The 26,333-nt window shown below is 52.4% G+C and carries 26 protein-coding genes; 19 read left to right on the top strand and 7 right to left on the bottom strand.

The annotated features are described in order from the left end of the window. Positions 1-34 precede the first annotated feature (34 nt). The 7 genes from DHN43_RS13000 (at position 35) to DHN43_RS12970 (ending at position 5,418) form a co-directional block, all read left to right on the top strand. Entirely contained in the window at positions 35-634 is a 600-nt protein-coding gene (locus tag DHN43_RS13000; protein WP_108818870.1) for an alpha/beta hydrolase, read from the top strand. Between the two features lie 120 nt (positions 635-754). After that, on the top strand, positions 755-1,348 hold the full coding sequence (gene cyaB, locus DHN43_RS12995) for a class IV adenylate cyclase (RefSeq protein WP_108818869.1): 594 nt from the start codon (positions 755-757) through the stop codon (positions 1,346-1,348). A gap of 498 nt (positions 1,349-1,846) precedes the next feature. Then, on the top strand, positions 1,847-2,584 hold the full coding sequence (locus tag DHN43_RS12990; protein ID WP_208995397.1) for a helix-turn-helix transcriptional regulator: 738 nt from the start codon (positions 1,847-1,849) through the stop codon (positions 2,582-2,584). A gap of 33 nt (positions 2,585-2,617) precedes the next feature. Then, a complete protein-coding gene (locus tag DHN43_RS12985) occupies positions 2,618-2,875 on the top strand; it encodes a hypothetical protein (RefSeq protein WP_063318124.1) in 258 nt (85 codons plus the stop codon). A gap of 147 nt (positions 2,876-3,022) precedes the next feature. Beyond that, the gene (locus tag DHN43_RS12980) at positions 3,023-3,307 is read left to right on the top strand and encodes a hypothetical protein (protein WP_063287864.1); all 285 of its coding nucleotides are present in this window, start codon (positions 3,023-3,025) and stop codon (positions 3,305-3,307) included. Positions 3,308-3,547: 240 nt separating this feature from the next. Then, positions 3,548-4,624, top strand: coding sequence for an alpha/beta hydrolase (locus tag DHN43_RS12975; RefSeq protein WP_108818868.1), 1,077 nt, complete (start codon positions 3,548-3,550; stop codon positions 4,622-4,624). A gap of 515 nt (positions 4,625-5,139) precedes the next feature. Then, positions 5,140-5,418 (top strand): hypothetical protein, encoded by a 279-nt coding sequence (locus tag DHN43_RS12970; RefSeq protein ID WP_153040724.1) that lies wholly within the window; start codon positions 5,140-5,142, stop codon positions 5,416-5,418. 15 nt (positions 5,419-5,433) lie between these two features. Here DHN43_RS12970 and DHN43_RS12965 read toward each other — a convergent pair whose 3' ends face one another. Next, positions 5,434-6,456: a GSU2403 family nucleotidyltransferase fold protein gene (locus DHN43_RS12965; RefSeq protein ID WP_108818866.1), complete on the bottom strand. Its 1,023-nt coding sequence runs from the start codon at positions 6,454-6,456 to the stop codon at positions 5,434-5,436. A 296-nt stretch (positions 6,457-6,752) separates the two neighbouring features. Here DHN43_RS12965 and DHN43_RS12960 point away from each other — a divergent pair, with 296 nt between their 5' ends. From DHN43_RS12960 to DHN43_RS12935, 6 genes are all read left to right on the top strand, one after another. Continuing rightward, positions 6,753-7,634, top strand: a complete 882-nt coding sequence (locus tag DHN43_RS12960; protein WP_108818865.1) for a hypothetical protein — start codon at positions 6,753-6,755, stop codon at positions 7,632-7,634. 214 nt (positions 7,635-7,848) lie between these two features. Continuing rightward, positions 7,849-8,058 (top strand): hypothetical protein, encoded by a 210-nt coding sequence (locus DHN43_RS12955; RefSeq protein WP_159096847.1) that lies wholly within the window; start codon positions 7,849-7,851, stop codon positions 8,056-8,058. 107 nt (positions 8,059-8,165) lie between these two features. Beyond that, complete coding sequence (locus DHN43_RS12950) at positions 8,166-8,939, top strand: crotonase/enoyl-CoA hydratase family protein (RefSeq protein WP_108818863.1); 774 nt, start codon at positions 8,166-8,168, stop codon at positions 8,937-8,939. A 159-nt stretch (positions 8,940-9,098) separates the two neighbouring features. Next, positions 9,099-10,712, top strand: coding sequence for a protein kinase domain-containing protein (locus DHN43_RS12945; protein ID WP_108818862.1), 1,614 nt, complete (start codon positions 9,099-9,101; stop codon positions 10,710-10,712). A 154-nt stretch (positions 10,713-10,866) separates the two neighbouring features. Further along, the gene (locus DHN43_RS12940) at positions 10,867-12,024 is read left to right on the top strand and encodes a protein kinase domain-containing protein (RefSeq protein WP_108818861.1); all 1,158 of its coding nucleotides are present in this window, start codon (positions 10,867-10,869) and stop codon (positions 12,022-12,024) included. A 146-nt stretch (positions 12,025-12,170) separates the two neighbouring features. Beyond that, positions 12,171-12,839, top strand: a complete 669-nt coding sequence (locus DHN43_RS12935; protein ID WP_108818860.1) for a Crp/Fnr family transcriptional regulator — start codon at positions 12,171-12,173, stop codon at positions 12,837-12,839. 58 nt (positions 12,840-12,897) lie between these two features. Here DHN43_RS12935 and DHN43_RS12930 read toward each other — a convergent pair whose 3' ends face one another. Continuing rightward, positions 12,898-14,103, bottom strand: coding sequence for a glycosyltransferase family 29 protein (locus tag DHN43_RS12930; RefSeq protein ID WP_208995388.1), 1,206 nt, complete (start codon positions 14,101-14,103; stop codon positions 12,898-12,900). A gap of 270 nt (positions 14,104-14,373) precedes the next feature. On the opposite strand from DHN43_RS12930, the gene DHN43_RS12925 reads away from it, so the two are divergent. The 6 genes from DHN43_RS12925 (at position 14,374) to eat (ending at position 21,806) form a co-directional block, all read left to right on the top strand. Beyond that, positions 14,374-14,586, top strand: coding sequence for a YgaP family membrane protein (locus DHN43_RS12925; RefSeq protein ID WP_063318134.1), 213 nt, complete (start codon positions 14,374-14,376; stop codon positions 14,584-14,586). A gap of 148 nt (positions 14,587-14,734) precedes the next feature. Next, on the top strand, positions 14,735-15,619 hold the full coding sequence (locus DHN43_RS12920; protein WP_063295905.1) for an MBL fold metallo-hydrolase: 885 nt from the start codon (positions 14,735-14,737) through the stop codon (positions 15,617-15,619). A 27-nt stretch (positions 15,620-15,646) separates the two neighbouring features. Next, positions 15,647-17,320 carry a bifunctional protein tyrosine phosphatase family protein/NAD(P)/FAD-dependent oxidoreductase gene (locus DHN43_RS12915; protein ID WP_108818858.1) on the top strand — a complete coding sequence of 558 codons (1,674 nt, stop codon included), beginning with the start codon at positions 15,647-15,649 and terminating at the stop codon, positions 17,318-17,320. An 89-nt stretch (positions 17,321-17,409) separates the two neighbouring features. Then, a complete protein-coding gene (locus tag DHN43_RS12910; protein ID WP_108818857.1) occupies positions 17,410-19,158 on the top strand; it encodes a SulP family inorganic anion transporter in 1,749 nt (582 codons plus the stop codon). A 297-nt stretch (positions 19,159-19,455) separates the two neighbouring features. Further along, positions 19,456-20,229, top strand: a complete 774-nt coding sequence (locus DHN43_RS12905) for a class I SAM-dependent methyltransferase (RefSeq protein ID WP_159096846.1) — start codon at positions 19,456-19,458, stop codon at positions 20,227-20,229. Positions 20,230-20,438: 209 nt separating this feature from the next. Next, positions 20,439-21,806 carry an ethanolamine permease gene (gene eat / locus DHN43_RS12900; RefSeq protein ID WP_208995378.1) on the top strand — a complete coding sequence of 456 codons (1,368 nt, stop codon included), beginning with the start codon at positions 20,439-20,441 and terminating at the stop codon, positions 21,804-21,806. Positions 21,807-21,816: 10 nt separating this feature from the next. Here eat and DHN43_RS12895 read toward each other — a convergent pair whose 3' ends face one another. The 5 genes from DHN43_RS12895 to DHN43_RS12870 form a co-directional block, all read right to left on the bottom strand. Then, the gene (locus DHN43_RS12895; RefSeq protein ID WP_208995376.1) at positions 21,817-22,659 is read right to left on the bottom strand and encodes a methyltransferase domain-containing protein; all 843 of its coding nucleotides are present in this window, start codon (positions 22,657-22,659) and stop codon (positions 21,817-21,819) included. Between the two features lie 525 nt (positions 22,660-23,184). Then, a complete protein-coding gene (locus DHN43_RS12885; RefSeq protein WP_082596641.1) occupies positions 23,185-23,697 on the bottom strand; it encodes an invasion associated locus B family protein in 513 nt (170 codons plus the stop codon). Positions 23,698-23,711: 14 nt separating this feature from the next. Continuing rightward, on the bottom strand, positions 23,712-24,680 hold the full coding sequence (locus DHN43_RS12880) for a YadA C-terminal domain-containing protein (protein ID WP_108818853.1): 969 nt from the start codon (positions 24,678-24,680) through the stop codon (positions 23,712-23,714). A gap of 584 nt (positions 24,681-25,264) precedes the next feature. Next, the gene (locus DHN43_RS12875; RefSeq protein WP_063292970.1) at positions 25,265-25,855 is read right to left on the bottom strand and encodes a cytochrome c3 family protein; all 591 of its coding nucleotides are present in this window, start codon (positions 25,853-25,855) and stop codon (positions 25,265-25,267) included. Positions 25,856-25,866: 11 nt separating this feature from the next. Beyond that, entirely contained in the window at positions 25,867-26,328 is a 462-nt protein-coding gene (locus DHN43_RS12870; RefSeq protein WP_063292969.1) for a nitrate reductase cytochrome c-type subunit, read from the bottom strand. Positions 26,329-26,333: the final 5 nt, after the last annotated feature.

Here is a 26,333-nt window from a genome sequence, read left to right as displayed (position 1 = left end):
ACTAGGCCAACAAGAACGACTTGATGGATTTGGAATGGTGGCTTTGAAGAAGATGATGGTTTGGCCCGCAGCGGCGTTGTTAGTGCTGGTGCTGGCCGGGTGTGGCTCGATTGAAGATGACTACGAGATTGCACGGTTTGAGGCCGTGGATGGAGAACTGGTGATGAATGGAGTCATCAGCTCGTCCACGCCGATCGATTTGCGGGCGGCTTTGGATGAGAACCCGAAGATCAAACGCATCGTTATGGTGGATGTACCGGGTTCCGATGATGATTACGCCAATCTGGAGGCGGGCCGCATTGTTCATGAACGCGGGCTGACCACGGTTATTCCGTCAAACGGTATTATCGCGTCTGGTGGGACGGACTTCTTCCTTGCAGGTAAAAAGCGAGTTGTGGTGAAGGGCGCGCGCATTGGTGTGCATTCCTGGAGTGCCGAGGATTACAACGCGTTGGACTTGTCCAAAACGCATAAGGAGCACGAGAAGTATCTCAAGTACTACAAAAACATCGGCATCGATCCGCTGTTCTACTGGTACACACTGGAAGCCGCGCCGCCGGAAGATGTGCATTGGATGACCGACAGCGAGATGAAGCGCTACAAGGTCGGCACCCAATACGCCTCCCACCCATAAGGGCTTTTAGCGACGCAAACAGACATCACGGGTCACGTAACAGTGGTCCGTGATGCTTCCGCTCTTGCATCCCACTCAAACGCTTTTTAAGGATACTCTTATGAGCTTAGGGAGCCTGTGATGACTGGGACCGATCTTCAAACCAAAGGCATGCTGTGTGATCCGGGTGATCACTTCATCGGTATCTATGAAGTGGAGCGCAAATACGCTGTTGCCGATCTTGAAGTGATCCGCAGTCAGCTGGAAGCGCGTGGAGCCGTGCCCTTCACCCTTGGCAATACCGAGCAAGACATCTTTTATGACCTTGCAGATAAGCGCCTTGCCAACAACAACCAGCAACACGTGCTGCGTGTCATGCGCCCGTCAGGCCGTGCACTCTGGATCAGCAAAGGGCCGGGGCCGGACAAATGTATCTCCATGGATATGGCAGATGCAGATCAGACGAACGCCATGATCCTGTCTTTGGGGTTTGAGGAGGTCGAGCGGCTGGAAAAGAAGCGCGACATCTACTTTCTCGGCAAGTTCCACGTCACGCTGGATGAGGTTCCTGACCTTGGCCGTTTTGTTGAACTGGCTATCATGACAGATGACGCTGACATGCTATCTCAGCACGAGCAGGAGATCGGCGAACTGGCCAACAGCTTCAACCTTTCCTCAAACGCCCTGCAAACCCAATCCTACCGCGCCATGCAGCAGGCTTTGAAAAAGGCCTGAACTCATTTCAGGATTTACTGATTTAGCTTTAAAACACACCCATTTGCAGGGTGTGTACTGTGGGCCTGTGCGCATCCATCTGAAAACTATGGTGTTCATACCTGTAAGTAATTGTGCCCGTTTTTCTATTCTTGAAGGCCGAAAATATTCGCAAGGGTAATACTGGGGTTAAGTTTCGCTGTTTAGTTGATACTAAAATTATGCACTAGGTATAAATGCATAATGAATTTATTTTTGGAATAGTTATGAGTGGAATATTTAATGCAATCAGAGTGGACCTATATACGTGACGGTCATTTCAGAAAGTACTTTGACGCATCTGCTCCACTCTACGTAAACAACGAAAACGTCTCTGCTATAATTAGCAATATTGAATACAACCAAGAGCTTCAGGTTCGGATTGCCAAAATACTTCCAAAACGGGATTTTAGCGCCTGTTATACTTCTTTTAGAAACGAAGCCTGCACGATATCCGGAAATTTTCTTTTACAAGGCTCGTTGGTTGCAACAGTCTCCGGGGTTGGGCAATTTAGTCTGAGTGCGGATCGGGCTAATTTTGTCAGATACGGCCCCTCTACCACCAAATTTCAGATTGCGCGCGGCACCGACCTGCAATTGCTCTCCTATTCAATTTCAGAGGAGTTCCTCGCACGGGCTCTTGAAGACGATATTCCTGCTACGTTCCTTCCGTTTCTGAAGCGAAGCGAGCCGGAGTTTCACCTGTTGGAGTTTCGCCCGACACCAGAGATGCGGCGACTTGTGCGCTCTGTGATCAGCAGTCCGCTGGTTGGGACCATGCGGAACCTGTTTATTGAAGGCGCCGTGCTGCAATTGCTGGCACTGAAAGCCAACTTTCTCAGCAATCAGGTGTCGGCTGGCGGAATGCTTAACGAGTACGAAGTGGCGAGTGTGCAGCGGGCCTACAAGCTGCTGATGGGCAGCCTCAGCACGCCGCTGTCTTTGAGTGATCTGGCGTACAAAGTGAACCTTGGTGAGAAGCGCCTGAACAGCGGTTTCAAGAAGATTTTCGGAGGGACGGTTTTTGAGGTCTACCGCAATGAGCGGCTGGAGATTGCACGCAAAACGATTGAGCAGAGCGATGCCTCGCTCTCTAAAATCGCGCAGCACATTGGCTATCGCCACTACAACAATTTCATAAGCGCGTTCACGCGGCAGTTTGGGGTGTCTCCTGCAAAATACCGGAGGCATTCGCGGGATAATAAAAACACGGAATAGGTCATTAATTTAAAAAATACGGGGTGAGGCGGAATGTCGGAATTGAATATTATCAGAGAGGACGAAACCTCTTTTCATCAGGAATTAGAAGGCCTTCAACTTGCATCCTGCCAATTGAAGAACCTCGTGGAAGCTCTGAACATCGTTTTGACAAGCCGGCTGGAGCACACACGGGAATACGACATGCTGCTCACTATCAATCACGCAATTATGGGACACAATGAGGACCTACAGGATCGCAGTCTACGGGTTCTTGCCCTACTTCAACATGCAGTTGATCCCACCTTGTAGATTGAAGGTGATTGCAGCACCACACCCCTGTGCCGGGTGATGCGGAGAGGGAGTTCAACGGGTCAATTAACTGGCATCAGATCAGACCTGCCCGTTGGCACCCCGTCTCTGTACTCAGGAATAGCATGTAGAAAAAGGATCGAGGCTATGCCCCAAGACAACCCTCGGCAACAGCAGCAACTGGTTGAACCGGGAAGCATTCGTGTTCCCGGGCTGACGGTGAGAGAAAATCCGCGTATCAACCGCATTCAGTTTGTGTTTGATGAGCAACCCAGCGAGGAGATCTGCCGGATCTTAAAGAGCAATGCGTTCCGCTGGTCGCGTCATGAGGACGCCTGGCAGCGACAACTCAGCCTGACCAGCCGTAAAATTGCGGTAAAAGCCCTGCTGGAGATCAAAGCCCTGGCAATATCTGCCAAGCGGGTACAATAAGGAAAACCGCACGCCTTTCCTTAGACGCCTGCTCTCCCGTTTCCGCCCACCATACGTGCATGGCGCAGAATCTTGACATTGGTGCATTCGCGCCGCCATCATTCTTCAAGTTTTAGCTATTTGAGGTGGTTTGCCTTTATTTGCGGGCAATGAAACTGCTTTAAGCCGTTGGTCCTGCGTGTTTGTCTCAGGCATTTTCTTGGGTCAGCTCGTAACCTGCACCAAAGCATTGGGGTGAAGATGATTGAGATTCCAACACTTCTTGAAGCGCGGTCTGTTCAATCCAAGCGGTTGACCACGCGGGTGCTGTTTTCTGGCCCTGAGGATGGTGTGCCGATCTTCTTCATTCATGGCAGTTTTTCTGCTGCCACATGGTTTGAAGAGACCATGCAGCGCTTGCCAAAGTTTTTCCGTGCCATTGCGCCAGATTTGCGCGGGTATGCAGGCGCTGACCCTGCCGCAGTGGTGGATGCAACTCGTGGCACCAAGGATTTTTCCGATGACCTTGCCGCGCTGATGGACGAGTTGGGGATTGAGGCTGCGCATATGGTTGGCCACTCGCTCGGCGGCGGAGTGCTCTGGCAGTTTCTTGCCGATTATCCGCAGCGGGTGCTGTCTCTCACGCAAGTCAGCCCGTCCTCTCCCTTTGGCTTTGGGTGTTGCAAAGCGGATGGCTCACCGTGTTTTGAAGACGGGGCTGGTAGTGGGGCGGCAGCAGTGAATCCTGAGTTTGTAAAGCTGCTTATGGGCAAAGACAGCAGTACGGGGAGCGATTTTTCCCCGCGCAACATCCTCAATACGTTTGTCTGGAAGCCGCCTTTCCAACCCAAGCGGCTAGGCGATTACATGGCAACCGTGTTTGCGCAGCATACCGGCGACAAATCCTATCCGGGAGATGTGGTGCCCTCGCCCAATTGGCCGGGTATCGCTCCGGGCCGTTATGGCAGCACCAATGCACTCGTACCCACCCGTCAGGCAAACCCTCTGGGGTTCTGTGATGTCGAAGCCAAACCGCCTGTGCTTTGGGTGCATGGCGCGGATGATCTTGTCGTCTCCGATACCTCCATGTTTGATCTAGGCTCCCTTGGTAAGCTCGGCTTCCTCCCCAGCTGGCCCGGCGAAGAGGTCTTCCCACCCCAACCGATGGTCACCCAAACCTCCCAAGCGCTAGACCGCTATGAGGCAAATGGTGGAAGCGTTGAGCGTTACGTGGTCAGGAACTGCGGCCACACCGCCTACATCGAAAAGCCGGAGGAGTTCGACGCGGTGTTCCATGCTTTCTTGATGAAGCATGTGAGTGTGACTGAGGCGAGTTGAGGGCGTATTCGAAACTAGTAGATCTCGCCCATTAAAATAAACCAGTGATAATAAGCTAGATAAATCATGATGTTGTCGGTCTGTTCCGGTCAGCATACGCTCTCCTATACCACCCCTTTGCGAAGCAGCAGCACGCGCCAGTCCGTGCAATCGGAGAGGTTAGGCACTCCGACAGAAGCAAAGCCTGGTCAAAGGAGGTGGTGGTTAGGTGAGATTTGAATTGAGGTTCAAAGTAAAGAGAGCCCGAAGACGACTGGCAGTCTACTTTCGGGCTCTCTTTAGGATAACCTAACAACCGGAGCGGGGAGTTAGCGCTTCCCGTTCCACTTGCCTAATATAACGCGTCTTCCTTAAGCCTTCAAGAAACCTGAGGGGCAGTAAGCCCCCTGAATGCTCAGAGGTCGGTGTGCTGCCATCGTGACTTTAGCTCCCTATAAAGGCAGAGATGCTCAGTATATATGCAGGCGATACTCTCAGCTTTGATGCCGGTGAGGCCAATATTAGGGGGGAGTGTTATGTGGGTTGGAAACGGTGAGTTTGACAGCTACGGGTATTTGAAAACCGCGTTTATCAAAGGACAGATGGACGGAGAGCTGAAGCCGGATATGTGCTATCGGATTTTTGATAGGGGCGGTACAAACACTTCTCAGCAGTTTCATTTTGTGCCCGTTGATATGAACGGAAATGAGTTAGGGCCTTCTGTCCTCAATACTGCTGGGAATATTGTTTATTCCATTTGGGAGAAGGGGCATCTTTCGCAAGACTGCAACATCAGCAATCTGTTCATGGCGTGAGTTTTGAAAGCGGGCCTACAGTCCCTCTACAAACTCCTCAAACTCAGGGTGTTCCTGCCAGGAGCCGTCGGGCCAGAGGGCTTTCATGGCTTTTACGATGGGATCGCTCCAACCTTGCTTGCCTTGAGATTGGGCATCCAAAAGTTCGTCGCCGATCAAGCCGGGGCAAGACCGCTCAAGCACTTCGATAAGGGCTTTGGCCTGTGCCAGATCCTTGGCGATTTTTGTGGTTGTATGGGCTCGTTTCTGCGAAAGGATGAGCTTATGAACCGCATAACGCGCAGGGCGTGGCACGAAAACTGGAATACCTGCGCCAAAGGGCAAGGCAGCCGGAGAAGCATCGTCAATCAACCAAGCCAGATATTGCAGGCTCATGGCTCCCGCATCCAACCCCTGCAGCTCCAGCGGTTGCTTTTCGCCGCGCTTGCGGGTTGGGGTCAGCAAGTCCACCACAAACCCGATGCGAGAGCGGAAACGGGACGGCTTCGCGCGTCCATCCAGCTCCGGAATAGGCCCAAAACTCGGGTCGGCGTCTTTCAGGATCGAGAGCATATCGATGCCCTCATCTGCCTTGATGGCCAGTGAGGCGGCTACCAGATCTGCGTCATCCGTCGCCAGCTGCGTGGATGGCAACGTACATCCCAACAGCAGCGGGTAGCACTGATAGGCCAGTGTACCCACCAGAATGGCGCCATTGCGGAACAGGCCATGATAGGCCATGGCATCCAGCACACGGCCCGCATAGCTGTGTGTCGACAGAACGCCGACTTTGTTGAGTACGCTCAGGTCCTTACGCCGCGCTCGCGCCCGCTCGCTGGCATACTTGATCTGCTCGACCTTCGCCTGTGTTTCCGGCTGCAACGCTGGCCCCACATACAGGCTCTTGCGCCCGGCTCCGACCGGCATCTTGACGAAAACGTTCTCAACATTCCCCTTCGCCTGCTGATAAACCGAGCCCCGCAAAGCCCTGCTGTCATCATGCGTTTTCTGAATATAATCGGCGGCGAGATTCTGATAGGCGAGAGGAAGATCTGTCATATAGGCAGTATAGACAGTTTGTTCTTAAAGTGTCTATACCATTATATAGTTCCAGATGTAATGAGGCTGGAACCAATGAAATCGATTTTCCTAAGTAATGAACTGCGTGGCTTATTATAATTCATGTGAATTATACATGTATTATGATAGAATAATTGCAGCTTTGATCGCGTTATTTTCTTTGAAATAGATTCCGTTGTCAGGTTTGCTGCAGACTTTCGATGAAAGTGCATGATGCTCTTCTGCAGACTCGGATTTACCGAGATGTCCCATTATTTCCAGAGAGGGACAGAAACATGAATTCTGTTGATTTAAATACTAGCAGTGTTCAGCTGTTCGAAACACAGAACCCTGTAGAGCGACCTAGTTCGACTCTGGCCTATTTTGAAGCAGATGAGAGTTTCAAGAGCTTTCGGGTTGACGCTGCTAAAGGCATCTTTGAGCCTGCTCCCCTGGATGCAGAAGCTGCAGACAAGGTTTACGCTGAGATCTTTGAAAGAGATTGGTCAGAGGAAAAGCTTATATTTGATGCTTCTGAACTTAACATGGAGCTGATGCCTCTTCGTATCGAGTCTATTTTGATGAAGGCACATGCAGAGATAGCAAACAGATCTGGTGATTATTCGGGTTTTGTTGATCAGCTTTCCAAGTTTCAAGAAAACGTTCAGGCAATACTTGCAGATGGCATCGAGTTTAATCCTGATAACCCGTATCTCGAGAATGATGACATTCGTGAGCAACTGGAGAGCATTTTTCCGGGCAGCACGGATGGTGAGCCAAACGATCAGACAAACACCCTGACCTGGATCCTCAATGGAGAAGCTGCAGAAAATGCAGGCATGGCAGGGATCAACGTTCTCACCTTTGATTTCTCAGAGATGTTGGCAGGTGATACTGCCGACGTGGCTGTAAGCGTTCTGGCAGAGGCATTCATCAACTGGAACGCTGCGTTTGAGGATGTTTACGACAGTATCGGTTCTGCTCGTGATGCTCAGATTGAGCTGCTGTCCCAGCCAGAAGGCCCTGTTGATGCTGAAGTTGCGGCGGAAATTAACAAGGACATGAATTTAGATCTGGCGCGCGAGAAAGCGCAGCATGTTCAGACTGAGCTCGCCAAACAGGTCTTCTCATTGGTCAATGCGACATCTCCAAGCGCTCTGGCGTCCTTCAGCTTGTAAAATATTGGAGAAGCTGCGCCTGCTGCTGGCGCAGCTCTGAAAATCTGGATGCTCAGAATTGGTATAGACATTTTGATTTGAGAATGTCTATACCGATAGCCACATGACCAATCTTCCCGAACCCCCAAATGCTTTGAGTGTAGAAACAACCTATACTTGCAATATAGGATCCTCTCTCCAAATATTGTTTAGGTCGGGAAGAGGGGAGGAGCTATTGGAAAATGAAGGCGGAAAGAAGAGGCCCAGTAAAACGCTTGTGGTTACAGGCATACTTGGCTGGCTTCTTGTCATTTGGGAATTTCTGTATTTTCTCACACGCATTCCCATCCTCATTATACTGGGAACAGGTGCAGCCTTCTTTGCTCTCGAAAAGGTCTTAGATGTCGTGCTTGGGCGTATCTTTAGAAGAAAGCCCAGGCAATAAATCCCCCGTAAACGCTCTGCCAAATAGAGACCCACACTCCACCTTTGAATGGCTGACGGGGCTTGGCAAGTTCTGTTAGGCTTCTCCTGAATTTCAGGGAGGGGTTTATGGCGGTTGGTTTTGAGGTTGAGGGGACGACGGCGGTTATTACGCTGGATAGACCTGAACGGCGCAATGCGGTGGATGGGGAGACGGCGCAGCTGCTGGTGGATGCCTTTACCCGCTTTGATGAGGACGACAGCCTCTCCGTCGCCGTGTTTACCGGGTCTCAAGGCACGTTCTGCGCGGGAGCTGACCTTAAAGCCATTTCAGAAGGCAAGCTTAATACCCTGCAAGAGGAAGGCGACTTCGCGCCGATGGGCCCGTCTCGAATGCGGCTTTCAAAACCAGTGATAGCGGCGATTGAGGGCCATGCAGTGGCTGGCGGGTTGGAGCTGGCGCTTTGGGCGGATATGCGCGTTGCCGGAAAATCTGCAGTGTTTGGTGTTTATTGCCGACGGTTTGGCGTGCCACTGATTGATATGGGTACCATCCGCCTGCCGCGTTTGATCGGCCAATCCCGCGCCGCAGATATGATCCTGACAGGGCGCAGTGTGAGCGGTGAGGAAGCCGTGGCCTTTGGCCTCGTCAGTCGCCTCGTGGAAGACGGGGAGGCTCTCACCAGGGCGAAGGAATTGGCGGCACATATCGCGCAATTTCCGCAAATGTGCATGCGCAGTGACCGGCTCTCCATGTTTGAGCAGTGGGATATGACAGAAGCAGAAGCCATCAAGAATGAGATGCGGCGCGGCCTTTCGGTAATCTCCAGTGGAGAGACTGTTTCCGGCGCAACGGCTTTCAGCCACGGCAAGGGACGTCACGGGGTAGGTGTAGAAAGCTGACGAGCACATTGATTGCGACTGGGTAAACGCGGGCTGCACAATTTTGCGGGCCTCGCTAAGACTGCCTACACCTAAACTCCAATAAACATTACTTAGCGGAAGGCGTTTTTCTTCGCATGATATAATGTGTCTCTCAGGACCGATTGTCGGAGGAATGCCGTGCCTGCCCAACCCCAAAACCCCGCTGGAAATCAGGAAAACCTGCCGCCAGAGCAAGAGCAATGGCTGGATGCTGTGGAACGAGCGCTCAATGTTCGGCTGGGTGAGATCCCGCCTCAAGGTGACAATGCCGTTGAAGACATGATTGTTGACGGGCCTGAGGAAGAGCGCGGCGAGTTTATGGCCATCGTTGAGGATGAAGAGCAGGAAAACATCGAGGAAGGCATTGAGCAACGGCCCACGCACGATCAGCAAGGCCGCATTATCGAAGAGCGGGGCGAGTTTCTGGCGCTTGGAGATGATGAGGACGAACGCGACATTGAGCGGGGTGTTGAGCAGCGCGGTGCAGACCTGCGGCAACCGGAAATCCCGTTTGAGGCCCCACCGCCTTACGATCCTCCGCCACCTTATGAAGCGGGCGAACAGGAGAATATGGAAGACGAGGAGTTTGAGGAACTGGAACGGCCCGAGCACCGCGAGTTGCACCAGCATGATCCGCAGCCAGGAGAGGGCGAGCAGCCACCGGAACGCCGGGTTTACAACGAGATGCCGCAGGCAGGCAGCCCGATCCGCCTGAACCGGAAAAATGATGGCACCATGGTTATTGATCGACGCTCTGTTCCAGCCACGATTAAAGCCAAACGGGAACGCAGGTTAGGTCGGCGTGATAAGGTGACTTATGAACCTACCGAGCATTCGATGAATGTGGAGGGTCTGCTCACACCGCCCAATAAGGTTGACAACGAGCGGCTGCAAAGTGTGTTCGCGAGTGGTGCGACAGGATACCTGCAAAAGTTCCCGGATATTGAAGATTCCGCTATTAAGCGATGCCATGCGATGGAAGAAGCAAATGGTTCATTGCAGTTTGTTGGTGCCGATCAGATTGTGCATGAGACCAAAATCCTGACCGCTCTCTCTCATTTCAAAGATGCGAAGGGGGCAGAGAATATCATCGAATATCGAGGCTCTGGCATTTCGCAGTTTGGTGATCCGTTCCTGATCATGGAAGAGATGAATGGCGGCACACTTGCAAATCGTATCCCTGATGATCGCGGTCTGGAAGAGCCGCAATTGAATGATTTTGCAAAGGGCGTTCTCTCTGGCATGGCGTTTTTGCAAAATCGGAACATCATTCATCAGGACCTGAAGGCTGATAACATTCTGTTTCGCGAAAATGACAGCACTGTGCCGGTTATCAGTGATTTTGATACAGCCTCAGCACATGAGGGCATCGCCTCTGACCACGAAAATGGTCGGGACTTCGGCTACAGGAGAGGCGGTTCTCCCGATATTCAACCTCCGGAAGTATACGATGAAAATGGCCAGATGACTGGTAAGATCGACTCCTGGAATGGCGGAGTACTGATGTTACAAGCGGCAATCGGTAATGAGGGGCGACAAGCTTTCCTCGATGAAACCGCAGAGTTTCGTACACAAGACGGACGCAGAGATCAGGGGCTTTATGATGCCTTTCTTGAGCCGCGCATCGCAAATGTACCGCCAAACATTCAGGCCGTGATCAAAGGACTTCTGAAGATCGATCTGAATGAGCGAATGACCGCTGAGCAAGCATTGGCGCTGATTGAAGATCAGCCAGAGGATGAGCAGCAGTAGCTGCAATTCTCATTATTTTGGTAGGGCCGCCTATACGCTGTTTTGGCTGTTTGCTTTTCAGCGCATAGGCGAACAACGATACTTCCGATACTGCAGGCTGAAACGAGGAGATCTCGAGTGGTTCGCAAGGCCGGTGACGTTTTCCGAGGTGACAATGGCTGACTATGACACGTGGATGAGAGCTGTCGCCAGAGTCCTGAGCATTGATCTGCCGCCAGCACAAGCTGCAGCGGGCTCTGCAAACGCACGTGAAACGCCTCCGGATAACAGCCCCATCAAGGTGCAAACCAAACCAGATGGAACCATGGTCATTGAGCCGAACTCCGTGCCCTCAGCCTTTCAACATGGCAATACAAATGGCGGCAAACAGCCCTATGGCAATATGTTTGGTATTTCTGAAGAGCATGCCATGGATGTGACAGGCAAGGTCAGTCCTCCTGTAACGGGCGGTGCGGCCAATGCGGAAAATGTGCTGTCTTATGATGCATCTGGCGTGGTGCAGGATTATCCGTACATGGAAGATGCTGTGATCAAGCGGCCAAACGCGTATTCCGCCGGACCGGATTCCCCGCCCACCTTTGTCGGGGCAGAGCTGCTGGTGCACGAAGCCAAGATCCTCACCGCTCTTGGTGAGTTTGATCAGGCGCCCGGCAGCGAGAATATTTTGAAGCTGAAAGGTGCAGGCCTGACTGAGTTCGGGGAGCCATTCGCCATCCGTGAAAAACTGAAGGGTGGGTCGCTGGATGACCGCCTCCCAGAAGACAAAGGCATGGATGAAGAGCCGCTCAACGACTTCGCCGGAGGCCTTCTGGCCGGAGTTTCGTTTTTGCAAAAGCGGAACATCTTCCATCAGGATCTGAACATCGACACCATTCAGTTTCGTGAGGAAGACAGCACAGAACCGGTGATCACCAGCTTTGACTATGCAACGGCGCATGAGGGTGTTGCCGCCGATTGTGAGGATGGCCAGCATTTTGAAATGGAGATAGGTGGTACGCCAAACAACCAGCCGCCTGAACGGTTTGTTGATGGGGCCGAGCTGTCTTCTAAGGTGGATTCCTGGGCAGGCGGTCTTGTGCTTGTTGCAGCAGCTGCTGGCAAAAATGCGCAGCAGGAGCTGATTGATGAACTTCAGGAATTCCGCAGTGGCAGCAGCAATGATCAATCTTTGCTGGATGAGAAGCTGGAAGCGCGGTTGGACGGTACACCGGACAATATCAAGGGTGCGATTAAAGGTTTGCTGAAGCTATCTCCGGAAGAGCGCTTGTCAGCTGAAGAGGCTTTGGGTGTTGTCGGCGAACGCGCAGAATAAGGCTGAAGTGAAAATTTATTCCTGAATGTAGCTGGTAGCGCAGGGTCGTTAGATTATTCTTCTGCTAAAGGCCCTGATTGCGCTAAACGCTTTTATGCACTATGCCAAGAATATACGCATTCTTGGGGGCGTTTCGGGAGGAAACCATGACAACCGCTGCTGCCAATTGGATCGATCGATTCCAAGGCCTTTCCAAGCTGGAAAATCACATCAGGGACATTCTGGTTAATCGTAGCACCATTGTCTCTGTGCCTGCCGACACCATCATCTTTGGTCCTGGTAAAGCCCCGGAAAACCTCCTGCTTTTGCTTTCAGGTTCCGTGCGCGTGCAGCAGCTTTCTGAAGGTGGACGCGAGATCATTCTCTACCGCGTGCATGCGGGCGAAAGCTGTGTGCTGACGACGGCCTGTCTGCTGGCCTATGAGGATTACTCAGCAGAAGGCATCGCGGAGACAGACACGCAGGCGGTCGCTATTCCGCGCATGGTGTTTGATGATCTCATTGCCCAATCCGAAACCTTCCGCCGCTTTGTGTTCTCCGCCTACTCCAAGCGCATCACGGACCTGTTTTTGGTGATCGAGGAGATCGCGTTCCAACGCATGGACATCCGCCTTGCGCAAAAACTGCTGGAACTTGCTGGTAGCAGCAAGCAAGTGGCCACCACGCACCAGCAAATGGCAGCAGAACTGGGCACGGCGCGCGAGGTCATTTCCCGCCAACTGCGCGAGTTCCAGCGCCGTGACTGGATCACTCAATCCCGCGGAACCATCGAGATTGTTGACCGCACCGGACTGGAAGTTCTGGCAAAAGCCTAGAGCGTATTCCCGAAAAGCGGTTTCGATTTAAGGATGAGAATACGCGAAAAATTTGGCTTCAGAGTTTTAGAGAAACCCTCGCGTCGCGAGCCATCCATTTTTGAACTTCATGATGCTCGCGGTCATAATCATGATCCGCCCGTGCCTTGCTGGGCTCAATGTGGTTGGTGTTTGTGGGGGAGGCGAAGAAGTCAAAGCCGTAGATGTTGATATGCTTGTAACCGCCCAACTCTTCCAGCAGGCCCAACAGGCGGAAACCGGTGCTCGGCTTCTTCTCTGTACGCGCTTGATAACTCCTCAACTCTGCGGGTTTCATCAGGTAGACAACATCGTTATGTCTGGCGAGCCAATAGGGCAGAGAGAAACTACGTTCAGCCGGTGTCCAGATAACCCGCCGCGCCTGCTCGCCATACACAAAGCTTTTGGGAATATCGAGGCTTGTTGCCACCCATGAGAGCTTCTGGCCATGGCTTTTGGTGTGCGGAATTGTGCCGCGGTTTAGCCGGATCACGATGTCATGGCCGTCAATTTCAGGTCCATACTCTTTGTTGCTGAGGGATTGTGCGTTGCCAACGACAGCGATGCGCTTGCCAGCAATGTCGTTCTGCAACTCGTGTTTTGGCACGTACCCCTTCAACATCTTCATCCGCAGCATGCGCAGAATGTGTTTGCGCTTTGCCACCGAGTTGGCGCGCCTGCGCTGTCGGTAAACCTGTCTCAGGTTCTGCCGCGCTTCAGCAGAGGCGTCCCACGTGACATAAAATTGCTGGTCGTTGTTGGTGCTGCGCAAAACCTCAACATACGGGAAGTGCTGCGATAGCTTCTCCTGCCACCACGGTGCTGAATGCACGGTGCAGTGCGCGTTGGAGCCGTCCGCCAGCAAGGCTGTCGCGTAAAGTGTTGGGATATGGAAGATAACATTGTCTGATCTGGCCCGAATGTCCGCCAAAACGTCGTCCAGTTCATCCTCCGGCACGTGCTCCAGCACATCTGTGTTCAGGACAAGATCGAAACGCCCATCGGGCATATCGTTGTATTCTGAAATGCAAGGATCGTAGCGGTGTGAGGTGCATTGCAGGTTCGCCGCAAGCTCTTCAATCAATGAGCTTTTCCCGCAGCCGTAATCCAGAATTCTTGCAGGCTTCACGTCTTGTGCCAGCGGCAGGATAACGTCCATCAGGTAGGATGAGGAGGTGCCGTACCCGGGGTTTGATTTGTGAAGCTGAGTGTAAAAATCTTTGTTTGCTACGGAGACTTCGGTCAACTGGAACCCCAACTGCTTTCTGGCGCACGCCTCGGGCAATCGAATCTTCCGGCTGTGCCCTTCAACGCTATGCTAGCCAGAAATATCGTCTCTGAAACCTATGGATTGTTCTGGGATGGCCAGCTGGCATTATGACCTTTGGGCATTTCGCATTGATTTTTAAGGCGCTTCGAAGAAAAGACGGGCTTGTAGCGGAGTTTGGTGACTTCGTCACTGAAGCCTTTGCGAAGACTCGTTATCCGTTAGGCCACGTACCTGGAGGACGAGACTATGATGGCTAACGTTGGAACTATTGATCGCATTCTTCGTTTTATTGTTGGTGTTGTGCTGATTGCACTGCCGTTGTCTACCAACATTTCTTTGTTTATGCAGCCACTTTTCTTTTATGGCGCAATCATTGTTGGCATTGTAATGCTGCTGGTTTCCGCCGTGCGGATTTGCCCGCTCTACTCCATTTTTGGAATTAAAACCTGCCGCGTTTAAGCATGTTTCCGGAGATCACAAACTGATTTCCGACAAAAAAATATAATAAGAAATGCTTAGGCGGCTGTGCAGGCGGTCGAACACGAAAACAAACAAGTGCACGTACCATCGACCGCCACTGCGCACGCGTTAACTTATTGAGGAAGTTATGACGAACTACCCCGTGAACATGGCTGTCGAGCCTGAAGTCAGGGCCTTTTTTGACCCCGGCACCAATACAATTAGCTATGTGGTGAAGGATCCTGCCTCATCTTCTGTTGCCATCGTCGATTCCGTTATGGACATCAACTATGCAGCGGGCCGCATCACCTATGACAATGCGGATGAAATCATCAAATACGTGCAGGACAATGGTCTGACGGTTGAATGGCTGATTGAGACCCATGTTCATGCCGACCACCTCTCTGCTGCTCCGTATATTCAGGAGAAGCTGGGCGGCAAGATCGGCATTGGTGAGAACATCACCGTGGTTCAGGACACATTTGGCAAGGTGTTCAACGAAGGAACCGAATTCCAGCGCGACGGAAGCCAGTTTGACAAGCTGTTCAAGGACGGGGACAGCTATCAGATCGGCACCATGACTGCGTTTGCCATTCACACGCCGGGTCATACTCCCGCTTGCATGGTTCACGTTGTGGGCAATGCGACGTTTGCGGGCGATACCCTGTTTATGCCGGATGGCGGTTCTGCTCGTGCGGACTTCCCGGGCGGGGATGCCGCAACGCTTTATGACAGCATTCAGAAAGTACTGTCGTTGCCTGACGAGATGCGCCTGTTCATGTGCCACGACTACGGCCCGAATGGCCGCGACATTGAGTGGGAAACCTCAGTGGGCGCGGAGAAAGAACATAACATCCACGTTGGTAAAGGCCACTCCCGCGAAGACTTCATCAAATTCCGCACCGAGCGTGATGCACAGCTGGACGTACCAAAGCTGATCATTCCGTCTTTGCAGGTGAACATGCGTGCAGGTGCCGTGCCGACCGATGAGGACGGCGTTCCAATGCTCAAAGTGCCAGTCAACGCACTTTGATCTGATGATGTGAGGAGGGGAAACATCATGGATATTAAGAGTATCAGCTCATCACTTTCTGTTTGTCCGCAGATTACTGCGCAAGACGTTCAGAAGATCGCGGACCTGGGCTTCCGCAGTATTGTTTGCAACCGTCCGGACGGGGAAGGTGCAGACCAACCGGTGTTTGACGAGATTGAAGCGGCTGCGAAAAAGCTGGGTCTGGAAACACGCTATCTGCCGGTTATTTCCGGTAAGGTGTCTGATGAAGACGCCGAGGCCTTTGGCAAGGCAATGAACGAAATTCCGCGCCCAGTGCTGGCCTACTGCCGCACTGGCACGCGCTGCGCCACGCTGTGGTCTCTCAGTCAGGCTGAGACTTTGACCGTGGCCGATATTCTGGCAGCCACTAAGTCCGCTGGCTATGACATGGCAGGCGTCGTGCGCCGCATTGCCAATGGTGGCAGAACACCAACAGACCGCGCGGATGCTTCGTTTGACGTGGTGATTGTGGGTGGCGGTGCTGCGGGTATCGCTGTCGCGGCGAGTTTGAAATCCCGAAAGAGCGATCTTGAGATCGCTGTCATTGATCCTGCTGATATTCATTACTATCAGCCGGGTTGGACAATGGTTGGCGGTGGCATCTTCAATGCCTCCCAGACCGCCAAAACCATGGGCTCTTTGATACCGCGAGGCGTGCACTGGCTCAAATCCGCGGTGGCTGCGTTTGAACCGCAAGACAATGCGGTCATTCTGGATGGTTGCCGTGTCGTGAAATACGACCGCCTTGTGGTGTGCCCCGGCCTGAAGCTGGACTGGCACAAGGTGGAAGGTCTTGTATCCACGCTTGGCAAGCACGGCGTGACCTCCAACTATCGTTACGATCTGGCACCCTACACGTGGCAACTGGTGAGCAACATGAAAGAGGGCCGTGCGCTCTTCACCCAGCCGCCGATGCCAATTAAATGCGCCGGAGCACCGCAAAAAGCGCTTTACCTTTCCGGTGATTACTGGCGCAAGCAAGGCGTGCTGAAGAACATCGACATTCAGTTCCACAATGCGGGTGGCGTGCTGTTTGGCGTGAAGGAGTATGTGCCTGCGCTGGAGAAGTACATCGACCTGTACAACGCAGACCTCAACTTCTTCAACAATCTGGTCGCCATTGATGGTCCTGCGAAGAAGGCCTGGTTTGACGTGGCCAAGCCGGACACGCCAGTTGAGCGGGTGGAAGTTGATTTCGACATGATCCACGTGTGCCCACCGCAATCTGCGCCGGACTTCATCCGCGTCTCGCCACTGGCGGATGCCGCCGGATGGGTGGATGTGGATCAGATAACGCTGCGCCACAAAACGCACAGCAACATCTGGTCGCTGGGTGATGTGATGAACGCACCCAATGCAAAAACAGCTGCTGCAGCTCGCATGCAAGCACCAATCGTTGCTGAAAACCTTGTTGCAGACATCGAAGGTCGCTCACAACCAGCGATGTACAACGGCTATGGCTCCTGCCCGCTCACCGTGGAGCGCGGCAAAATTGTATTGGCTGAGTTCGGGTATGGCGGAACCTTGCTGCCAAGCTTCCCAACATGGCTGCTGGATGGCACCAAGCCAACCCGCGCGGCGTGGATCCTGAAAGAGCAGATCCTGCCTCCGGTTTACTGGTGGGCAATGCTGCGCGGCAAGGAATGGATGATCAAGCCTGAGAAGGTTAGCGCAAGCTAAAATAAGCATTGCGGCCTTTGCTGAATTACTATCATGTGTCCGGGGGAGCTGCTTCCCCGGATTAATCTATGCACTTTGAAGGCAGACCCATGTTCTCCTCGGCCTTTCGGCGATATTTGCCCGTTTTAACTTGGGGCAGAAACTATAATAAAGACAGTTTTTCTAATGACATGATTGCAGCGGTGATTGTGACGATCATGCTGATCCCGCAGTCTCTTGCTTATGCTTTGCTTGCTGGCCTGCCGCCGGAAGCCGGGCTTTATGCGTCAATTCTCCCGATTATTTTGTATGCCATCTTTGGCACCAGCCGTGCACTGGCCGTTGGCCCTGTTGCTGTTGTTTCGCTCATGACTGCAGCCGCGATTGGCCAGATCGCAGACAGCGGCACGGCGGGTTATGCCATTGCTGCACTGACTCTTGCCATGCTGTCCGGCGGTATTTTGTTGCTGATGGGCGTGTTCAAGCTCGGTTTTCTCGCCAACTTCCTCTCCCACCCTGTGATTGCCGGTTTCATCACGGCCTCAGGTGTTTTGATCGCCAGCAGCCAGCTCAAACACATTCTGGGTGTGGATGCGAAAGGGCATACGCTGGTGGAGATTGTCTTTTCCATCTGGGAGCATCTGGGAGAGGCCAATCTGGCGACGATCCTGATTGGTGTCTCGGCCACCTTGTTCCTGTTCTGGGTGCGCAAGGGCATGAAACCGATGCTGCTGAACATGGGCCTGAAGCCACGCCTTGCAGATGTTTTGACCAAGGCCGGACCCGTCGCTGCCGTGGTGGTGACGACGGCTGTGGCGTGGATTTTCAGTTTGGATCAAGCCGGAGTAAAGATCGTAGGCGCTGTGCCGCAAAGCCTGCCGCCGCTCAGCATGCCAAGCTTCTCCAGTGAGTTGATCGGCGCGCTGTTTATACCTGCGCTTCTGATCTCCATTATTGGTTTTGTAGAGTCCGTTTCCGTAGCGCAAACGCTGGCTGCGAAGAAGCGTCAGCGTATCGACCCTGATCAGGAGCTGATTGGTCTTGGTGCTGCCAATCTTGGTGCAGCCTTCACAGGTGGTTATCCTGTAACGGGTGGGTTTGCCCGTTCCGTGGTCAACTTTGATGCGGGTGCTGAAACGCCTGCTGCTGGCGCTTATACGGCGGTTGGTTTGGCAATTGCTGCTGTTTCCCTCACACCGCTCATCTTCTTCCTGCCCAAGGCCACATTGGCTGCAACAATCATTGTGGCTGTGTTGTCTCTGGTGGACTTCAGCATTCTCAAGCACAGCTGGAGCTACTCCAAGTCTGACTTTTCAGCTGTAGCCGCTACCATTTTGCTGACCCTCGGCTTTGGTGTTGAAACCGGTGTTTCTGCAGGCGTGATCCTCTCCATTGGGCTTTACCTCTACAAGACCTCCCGGCCTCACATTGCAGAGGTTGGGCTGGTGCCGGGGACCGAGCACTTCCGCAATATCAACCGGCATGAAGTGCTGACAACGCCAGAGCTGCTGACCATCCGCATTGATGAGAGCCTCTACTTCGCCAACGCGCGTTTTCTGGAAGATTACATCTACGACCGTGCGGTGGATGACGAACACCTCAAACATGTGGTGCTGCAATGTTCTGCCGTGAATGAGGTGGACTTCAGTGCTCTGGAATCTCTGGAAGCTATCAATCACCGGTTACAAGACGCAGGCATCACGCTGCACCTTTCAGAGGTGAAAGGCCCGGTGATGGACCGCCTGCAACGCTCGCACTTCCTTGATGAGCTGACGGGCAAAGTGTTCCTCTCTCAATATCAGGCCCAAGAGGAGCTCGCCTCCGTCTGCACCCGCCAAACCGCTCAGGCTCCTGCCTGATTCCCCCCCTTATCAGGCAGACCTAAGAGACCCCGTGGATCCCCTCCATGGGGTTTTTATGTTCGGGGGTGTAGTCAGCAACGAGATGATCCAGCTCTCCTACTTGTCGCCATTCATCAGCTCACAGGCATTCGCAGGAGCAGCGTGCCTGTGGACCAAAAGCCAACTATGCACTAACGTTCAAGTCGAACCACTCAAGCGGCGCAGGGCAATTGAGTATAATCATACACTTAAAGCATACCAGCTCTCTCTTGGTAACGAGGCTAGGGATGGTGCGCCTTTTTCGGAGAAATTCCATTGTCCGACATTGCCGGGACCACATTCAAAGCACCTGAAGTTGCCGGTTTCTACCCGCGCCGCCCTCCTTACGCTCACCAAATTTACGAGTGCATCATTGATCGGTCTTCCGCAACACACCGCTTATTGGATCTGGGCTGTGGCGAGGGCAAAATTGCCAGACCAATGACGCAAGTATTTGATCAGGTTTGCGCCGTCGACCCATCCGCTAACATGATCAAATTAGGCCGGTCTTTGGAAAACGGTAGGACAGACAACCTTGAGTGGATGGAGGCGACAGCCGAAAGGGCGCCTTTGACGGGTAAGTTTGACACAGTCACTTTTGCATCAAGCATCCACTGGATGGAACCAAGCAGGCTGTTCCCTAAACTTGCAAAGCACTTAAGTGAAAATCATATTCTTGCGATCATTCAGGGCGATGCAGCGTTTCAGCCGCCGTGGCAAGATGAGTGGCAACAATTTTTGGCAAAATGGGTGCTTCAAATCACAGGTGAAGAAGTAAATTCTAATAAATGGCGGGCGACCCAAACCAAACATTTGGACTATATCAATATCCTTGAAACCAAAGAGTATGTTTCGCAGCCTTTCCGGCAAACCGTTGAGGACTTTATCTTGTGCCAGCATTCGCGCGATACTTTCGCGCTGGTAAAGCTGGGCGCGCGCCGCCAAGACTTTCACAATGAACTTAAAGCCCTTTTGCAGCCTCATGCTAATTGTGAGGGTCAACTGACATTTCAAGTCAAAACCCATTTGACAATCGCTAGGATTAAATGAGCTTCGCTCCTCCCAATGCAAAGGTCATCCCAAAAACTTAGCTGGGCCTGAATATCCTCGCCAATGATCAGGCTGTTCTTTTCAATCGATTCCCGTGAATGGGAATTAATGCAGAAAAGGCGAGAGGGTCAACATTACGCCAACTGATGCTTAGGGGCAGTCCGAGAGAAATAGCGGGTGTTGGGTGTTGGGGCAGGAGTAGTAAGCTGGTGGCCTACTTCAGGCTTTCGCTCCGTTCATGGGCATCAATTGCAATGGCACACGAAGAGAAATCACAGCTTCAAAAGGGAGCCGCAGGCTGGTTTTTGCTGGCAACGCTTGGGGTTTCCTATGTGATCTCAGGCAGCTTTGCCGGGTGGAACTACGGCTTCGCGGTGACGAACTGGTTCGGCATGGTCATCGCAGTGGCATTGATGGGGCTCATGTATTTCTGCCTTGTTCTGTGCCTTGCAGAGATGTCCGCCGCATTGCCGAGTGCCGCTGGGGGCTATCGGATCTCGCGGAAGGTGATGGGAGATACAGGCGGCTTTGCAACGGCGCTTGCGGTTTTGCTGGAGTATTCCATTGCGCCAGCCGCGATTGTGATCTTCATCGGACAGTATCTTGAAGCGCTTTGGGGTATCAATGGCCCCTTGGTGTATGCAGTGTTTTACGTGGCTTTCATCGGTGTTCACCTGCTTGGAGCTGGTGAGGCCCTGCGTTTTATGTTGGTTGTGACGGCTTTTGCTGTGCTGGCGATTGTGGTGACATTGGTGGCGCTGGTGCCGCATTTCAGCTTTGCCAATCTGGCGGCCTCTGTTCATTTCAGCTCTGATCAGCAAAACCTGCTGGCATTCGATGAAGTTTCAGTCTGGGCAGCCCTTCCGTTTGCCATGTGGCTGTTTCTAGCGGTGGAAGGCGTACCTCTTGCAGCGGAGGAGGCCAAGAACCCTGCGGTTGATCTGCCGCGCGGTATCATTGGGGCAATGTTGTTTCTGCTGGCCAATGGGCTGCTTATTGTTGTGTTCATTCCCGGTGCTGCGACCGCTGTGGAAGTGGGAGATTACGGCGCGCCACTGGTAGATGCGCTTGATCATGTGTTCGGCGAAGACTCCGTTCTGGCCGCCATCGTCAATCTGATCGGGCTTACAGGACTGATTGCTTCGTTCTTCTCTATTATTTTTGGATACAGCCGCCTGGTCTTTGCCATGTCGAGGGAAGGATATTTGCCCCGGTTCATGTCCGCGATCAGCTCACGAAAAGTGCCACACTGGGCGCTGATTATTCCCGGTGTGATTGGATTCCTCTGTTCGTTGACGGGCAAAGGAGAGTTAATGATCAACATTGCAGTGATCGGCGCGACGCTCTCCTATTCGCTGCAAAGCGTGAGTTATATTTTGCTGAAGCGAGATTATACCGAGTTGCACCGGCCTTATCGTGCGCCGGGTGGGCAAAAAACGGCGTATGTAACGCTCGCTCTTTCGCTTTTGGCACTTACTTCGTGCTTTGCGTATGATCTTGTGGCTGCGTTGATTGCTTTGGTCCTCATGGGGCTGGGTGTTGGCTATTATGTTTTGTTGGGTCGAAGAAGGGCTTAAGGCTCTCACCTCAGCCTAACGCAGGCTTTTCGCCATAGAGCTTGATGGCCTTTACCTTACCTGAGAGTTCGGTGACAGCCTTGTCCAGCATCGCATCTGTTGAAAGCCCAAGTTGTCTGGCCAGTTCTTCCAATGCAACGGGCAGCTCGTCTTTGATGAGCTGTTTCAGAACGGAATCCTCATAGGTCATACGATCCAGAACGGTCAGCGCAGTGAGACCGCTGTTTCCTGCGTATTCTAAATAAGCTGCTTCTGAGACCGCACCAGAAATACAGGCGGACAGAAGATCCTGATGCATATGCAGCCAGTCCGGTAAGTCCTCCGCCAGCATGTCTGAAATGACAAGTTTGCCGCCCGGCTTGAGCACGCGGTTGATCTCAGAAAACACCGCAGCTTTATCGGCAGACAGATTGATAACGCAGTTTGAGATGACCCAGTCCATGGACTGATCCGGGAATGGTAGATGCTCAATAACACCTTGATGGAGTTCAATGTTATGGAGGCCATGCTGCACGCAATTGCGTTTGGCCAGCGTGATCATATCCTCACTGACATCAATGCCAATGACTTTACCCGCTGGACCTGTCTTCTCGGCGGCGAGGATAAGGTCCAGCCCCGCGCCGGATCCAAGATCAAGCACTGTCTCCCCCTCTTTGATCTGCGAGAAAGCCAGCGGATTGCCACAGCCGAAACTGGACCCGAGCAAGTGCTCGGGTATCTCTTGCGCATCATAATCAGGAGCCAGTGCTTGCTGGAAGGTGTTCCTGCCCTTCACGTCCGCAAGCTTTCCGGAATAAAAGGCCGCGATGTTTGAGAGGTGCTCTGATTTCTTCACGTGGTCTGTCAACGACATCACCCTGCTGCTGCGCGTTATAGCTCTGTGTAATCCTAGTTTACGTTGTACAGCAGGGGCAAACTTCATGGTCTGACAGACAAAACAAAGCGTTAAGTGATGGCTGCTTTTCAGGCGTAGTGATCGGGAAGCCTCATGAGATTGCGAGACCTGATACCCAAAGATAAAGCTAGGTGTTTTGTGCGGGAGATGATCCGGGGACGCGCAGTGTTTGCGAGCTTGTTAGGCTGCTGTCAGCCACTTCCTTGCAAAGCAGCAGCGCGTGTCAGTCCGCGCAATCGGAGAGAGTTAGGCACTCCGATCGTAGCAAGGCCTGGTAAGGAGGTGGTATGTTGGATGAACCTTGCGATTAAGCTTAAGTTTAAGCTGCGCATGACAAGAGCCCGGAATCGACTGACCATCTTCTTCCGAGCTCTTATTAAAGTCATCTAGCGACGGGAATGGGGGCGAGAGCCTCCCGTTCCTATCTTCCTCAATATAGACCCCAAAGCTTAAAGCTTCAACCATGGGTCTTGGCAGGGCAAATCAGCCGGTTGTCTCATCTGGCAGCAAGACTGCCATGCGTTTGGTGAACTCTTCCCAGTTGCGGGTGAAGCCGATCAGAGAGTAGTTCAGCGCCAGCTTTTTGCGGTCATTGGTCTTGGTGACCACAATGGACATGGCCTTGCCGCGTTTGAGGAAGTTGACGATGGTCTTGTTGGCGTTAAACGCCGCTTCGCACCCGTCTGGCTGACAGGTGATCAGCTTTGCGTCGAACAAGGCATCATCATCAATGCCAATCTGGATACCGCTGGGGATGTGGATCCCGAGCGGCAGCTTGATAATAGCTGCATACACATCTGCTTCGAGTTTGCGAAACATGATGGAATTTACCAGCGCACCGTTCTCAAGCCGGATTTCAGCATAGACCTGACACAGGTCACTGCTGCATTTGACTGACCAATCCTCTTCATTGGAAGGCTCAGTGGTGCTGTACGCATTCACACCCTGAAAGAAAAAGAGCATTGCCGCTGTCAGCAGGATCCAGATTGGTTTCATGATCTACTTCCTTGTTAGAAGGAGAAGCCCAGGCCAGCACCAGCAGTGACGTTGTTGCTGAAGTCTGTGGCTACAGAAGCTGTAACAGCCATGTTCTCGGTTGGCAGGAACGCCACTTTCAGAGCAGATGCAGCTTTGCCTTTGAAGTGTCCAAAACCACCGGATACGGAGATACCGTTTTTGCCACCCTGAAGGACCGGCGCATTGGCAATCGCCACCGCCATCGCCACACCGCTGCGCAGTTCGTCAACATCACCTTCCAGCGACGAGATGCGATCAGTGTTGGAGGAGATGTTCGCAGCGTTAGTTGCGATGTTCTGCTCGTTTACGCCGATGCGGTTTGTGTTCGAAGCGATGTTACCTTCATTCACTTCAATGCGGCCAGTATTGGAAGAGATGTTGGTCGTGTTAGTTGCGATATTTCCTTCATTCACACCAATACGACCCGTGTTGGAAGCAATATTGGTTGTGTTCTGGTCGATGGAGGCCAAATTGACCGCAATTGCGTCCTTGTTGCCTTTGATGTCGGTTACATTGGTGGCAATATTCTGCGCATTGAGCTCGTGTGCAGCTGTATTTGCGCTAATAGCAATCTTGTTGTCTGCGATATCACCGACGTTTGTGCTGATGTCATCAGCATTTTGGGTAATCCGCAGCTGCTCAGCTTCAAGTGCACCCTGATCAGCTTTGCCGTTGATCTTCGTTGCCAACGCAGAGCTGAGATCGGACTCATCGATGGAGTCATTGATCTTGGCTTGAAGAGCGCTGCTTAGGTCTGACTCATTAATATCACTTATGGTTGCAGTGATGCCAGTTGCTGTACCTGCTTGTCCGGTGGTCGCGGAACCATCAGCCAGACCGCCGCTTACGGTGCCGCCAGTGGTGGTCACTGTGCCGTCAGAAACGGAGATATTAGCAGCGTGAGCGGTGCTCATGCCTGCGATGAGGGCCACGGCAGCAGCAGAAAGCTTCAATGCGTTCATCTTTTTATGTCCTTTCAGAGGAGTGTGCCCAAGTCGGGTTCCACCCTGTCTAAATTTTTTCAGCTGCACTGCGTAAAACATACACCTGAACTGAGGACGAGTTTATTAGTTCCGCAAAAACAATGGGTTGCAGATGAGGTGTGTTCTAATACTCTCGATTTTCAGAGAGCATATGGCCCACGATTTTTGCTGGAGTGTCAAAAAGCACTGGCGCGAGGCTGGAGACCTTCCCTAAGGAAATTAGGGATACCCCTAGGGTGAAAATATGCAAAAAATTTCAGGTGAGACTTGCAATGGTTAATATTTGTAAACTCTCGCAAAATTGCGGGAATTGAGGTGACTCTGAGGCATTTTTCAGAAATTTTCCTCATGAGTATATTTCATATAATTTTAATTGATAAAATTATGGAATAAATGTGGACAAGAAAAAACCCCGTGGTTTCAAACCGCGGGGTTCTTTTGTCTGAGCATGTGATGGGTCTTAGAACTCGCCGCGTACACTTGCAAACACGCATTGAGTTCTAAAGTCTTTGCTTGAGTGAGTTTGCGAGATTTGACCGTAACCAATCAAGCAAGCTTCACTCTTAATGACCCTCTTTCAGCAGGCTCAGATCAGGTAGCTTGTGTGCGATGCCTTTGTGGCAGTCGATACAGGTCTTCTCACCAGTCACGAGGAATTTTTCGTGCTGCTCAGAAGCTCTCAGGCTCTGGCGTGTAAAGTCCATGGACTCTTCACTGTGACAGTTACGGCATTCAAGAGAGTCGTTGGCTTTAAAGCGAGCCCATTCGTGGCTTGCCAGCTCAAGACGCTTGTCCTCGAATTTCTCCGGTGTGCTGATTGTGCCGAAGATTTTGCCGTAAACTTCCTTGGATGCCTGAATCTTACGGGCAACCTTGGAGGTCCAGTTGTGAGGTACGTGACAATCAGGACAAGTCGCACGCACACCAGACCGGTTGGTATAGTGAATGGTGGTCTTGAGTTCCTGATAGACAGTGTTTTCCATCTCGTGACACCCAATACAGAATTCTTCTGTGTTGGTGACTTCCAGGGCGGTGTTGAACCCACCCCAGAAGATGATGCCAGCGACGAACCCGCCAAGTGTCAAAAAGCCGAGGCTGTAATGGACACTAGGTTTGCGGATAACCTGCCAGAACCGTTTGATAGCTGAAAACATACGGTGTGCTCCTACTTGCCGGCCTTACCTTCGAGCACGTCATCAACGTCAACGAAGGTGTTCTCAACCAGTGGCTTGGCTTCAGTCTGAGGCACATGACACTGGGTGCAGAAGAAACGGCGAGGGGAAACAGACGCCAGGAACTGATTATCACGGTTCATAAAGTGCGTGATGGAGATCATTGGTGCCTGAGACTTCTCAATTGCCGTACGGCTGTGACAAGTCATGCATTTGTTCAGGCGCTTGTCGATCTGGTAGCCGTCGATCTTGTGAGGGATCAATGGTGGCTGCTCAGGGTAGTTACGCACCTGACGTTCGTCAGAGTTCACCACTTTCGGGATCCGCGGTGCGGCATCCTGAGTCAGGATGTCCGCGTTGCGCATTTCGGAGATGGTGTCAGCAGCAAATGAGCTTGCTCCACCAAAGACAGACACAGCGATAAAGCTGGCTACAAGGAGTTTCAGAAGTTTCATGGCGT

This window comes from Pseudovibrio sp. Alg231-02, from assembly GCF_900143565.1.
Lineage (GTDB): Bacteria > Pseudomonadota > Alphaproteobacteria > Rhizobiales > Stappiaceae > Pseudovibrio.
This window is presented reverse-complemented; position numbering and strand designations above follow the sequence as displayed.

What these genes read in the sequence shown, in the direction of transcription:
- DHN43_RS13000 (WP_108818870.1), top strand. Translation starts at nt 35, where the DNA reads ATGGTGGCTTTGAAGAAGATGATGGTTTGGCCCGCAGCGGCGTTGTTA.
- cyaB (WP_108818869.1), top strand. Translation starts at nt 755, where the DNA reads ATGACTGGGACCGATCTTCAAACCAAAGGCATGCTGTGTGATCCGGGT.
- DHN43_RS12985 (WP_063318124.1), top strand. Translation starts at nt 2,618, where the DNA reads ATGTCGGAATTGAATATTATCAGAGAGGACGAAACCTCTTTTCATCAG.
- DHN43_RS12980 (WP_063287864.1), top strand. Translation starts at nt 3,023, where the DNA reads ATGCCCCAAGACAACCCTCGGCAACAGCAGCAACTGGTTGAACCGGGA.
- DHN43_RS12975 (WP_108818868.1), top strand. Translation starts at nt 3,548, where the DNA reads ATGATTGAGATTCCAACACTTCTTGAAGCGCGGTCTGTTCAATCCAAG.
- DHN43_RS12970 (WP_153040724.1), top strand. Translation starts at nt 5,140, where the DNA reads ATGTGGGTTGGAAACGGTGAGTTTGACAGCTACGGGTATTTGAAAACC.
- DHN43_RS12965 (WP_108818866.1), bottom strand. Translation starts at nt 6,456, where the DNA reads ATGACAGATCTTCCTCTCGCCTATCAGAATCTCGCCGCCGATTATATT.
- DHN43_RS12960 (WP_108818865.1), top strand. Translation starts at nt 6,753, where the DNA reads ATGAATTCTGTTGATTTAAATACTAGCAGTGTTCAGCTGTTCGAAACA.
- DHN43_RS12950 (WP_108818863.1), top strand. Translation starts at nt 8,166, where the DNA reads ATGGCGGTTGGTTTTGAGGTTGAGGGGACGACGGCGGTTATTACGCTG.
- DHN43_RS12940 (WP_108818861.1), top strand. Translation starts at nt 10,867, where the DNA reads ATGGCTGACTATGACACGTGGATGAGAGCTGTCGCCAGAGTCCTGAGC.
- DHN43_RS12935 (WP_108818860.1), top strand. Translation starts at nt 12,171, where the DNA reads ATGACAACCGCTGCTGCCAATTGGATCGATCGATTCCAAGGCCTTTCC.
- DHN43_RS12925 (WP_063318134.1), top strand. Translation starts at nt 14,374, where the DNA reads ATGATGGCTAACGTTGGAACTATTGATCGCATTCTTCGTTTTATTGTT.
- DHN43_RS12920 (WP_063295905.1), top strand. Translation starts at nt 14,735, where the DNA reads ATGACGAACTACCCCGTGAACATGGCTGTCGAGCCTGAAGTCAGGGCC.
- DHN43_RS12915 (WP_108818858.1), top strand. Translation starts at nt 15,647, where the DNA reads ATGGATATTAAGAGTATCAGCTCATCACTTTCTGTTTGTCCGCAGATT.
- DHN43_RS12910 (WP_108818857.1), top strand. Translation starts at nt 17,410, where the DNA reads ATGTTCTCCTCGGCCTTTCGGCGATATTTGCCCGTTTTAACTTGGGGC.
- DHN43_RS12895 (WP_208995376.1), bottom strand. Translation starts at nt 22,659, where the DNA reads ATGTCGTTGACAGACCACGTGAAGAAATCAGAGCACCTCTCAAACATC.
- DHN43_RS12885 (WP_082596641.1), bottom strand. Translation starts at nt 23,697, where the DNA reads ATGAAACCAATCTGGATCCTGCTGACAGCGGCAATGCTCTTTTTCTTT.
- DHN43_RS12880 (WP_108818853.1), bottom strand. Translation starts at nt 24,680, where the DNA reads ATGAACGCATTGAAGCTTTCTGCTGCTGCCGTGGCCCTCATCGCAGGC.
- DHN43_RS12875 (WP_063292970.1), bottom strand. Translation starts at nt 25,855, where the DNA reads ATGTTTTCAGCTATCAAACGGTTCTGGCAGGTTATCCGCAAACCTAGT.
- DHN43_RS12870 (WP_063292969.1), bottom strand. Translation starts at nt 26,328, where the DNA reads ATGAAACTTCTGAAACTCCTTGTAGCCAGCTTTATCGCTGTGTCTGTC.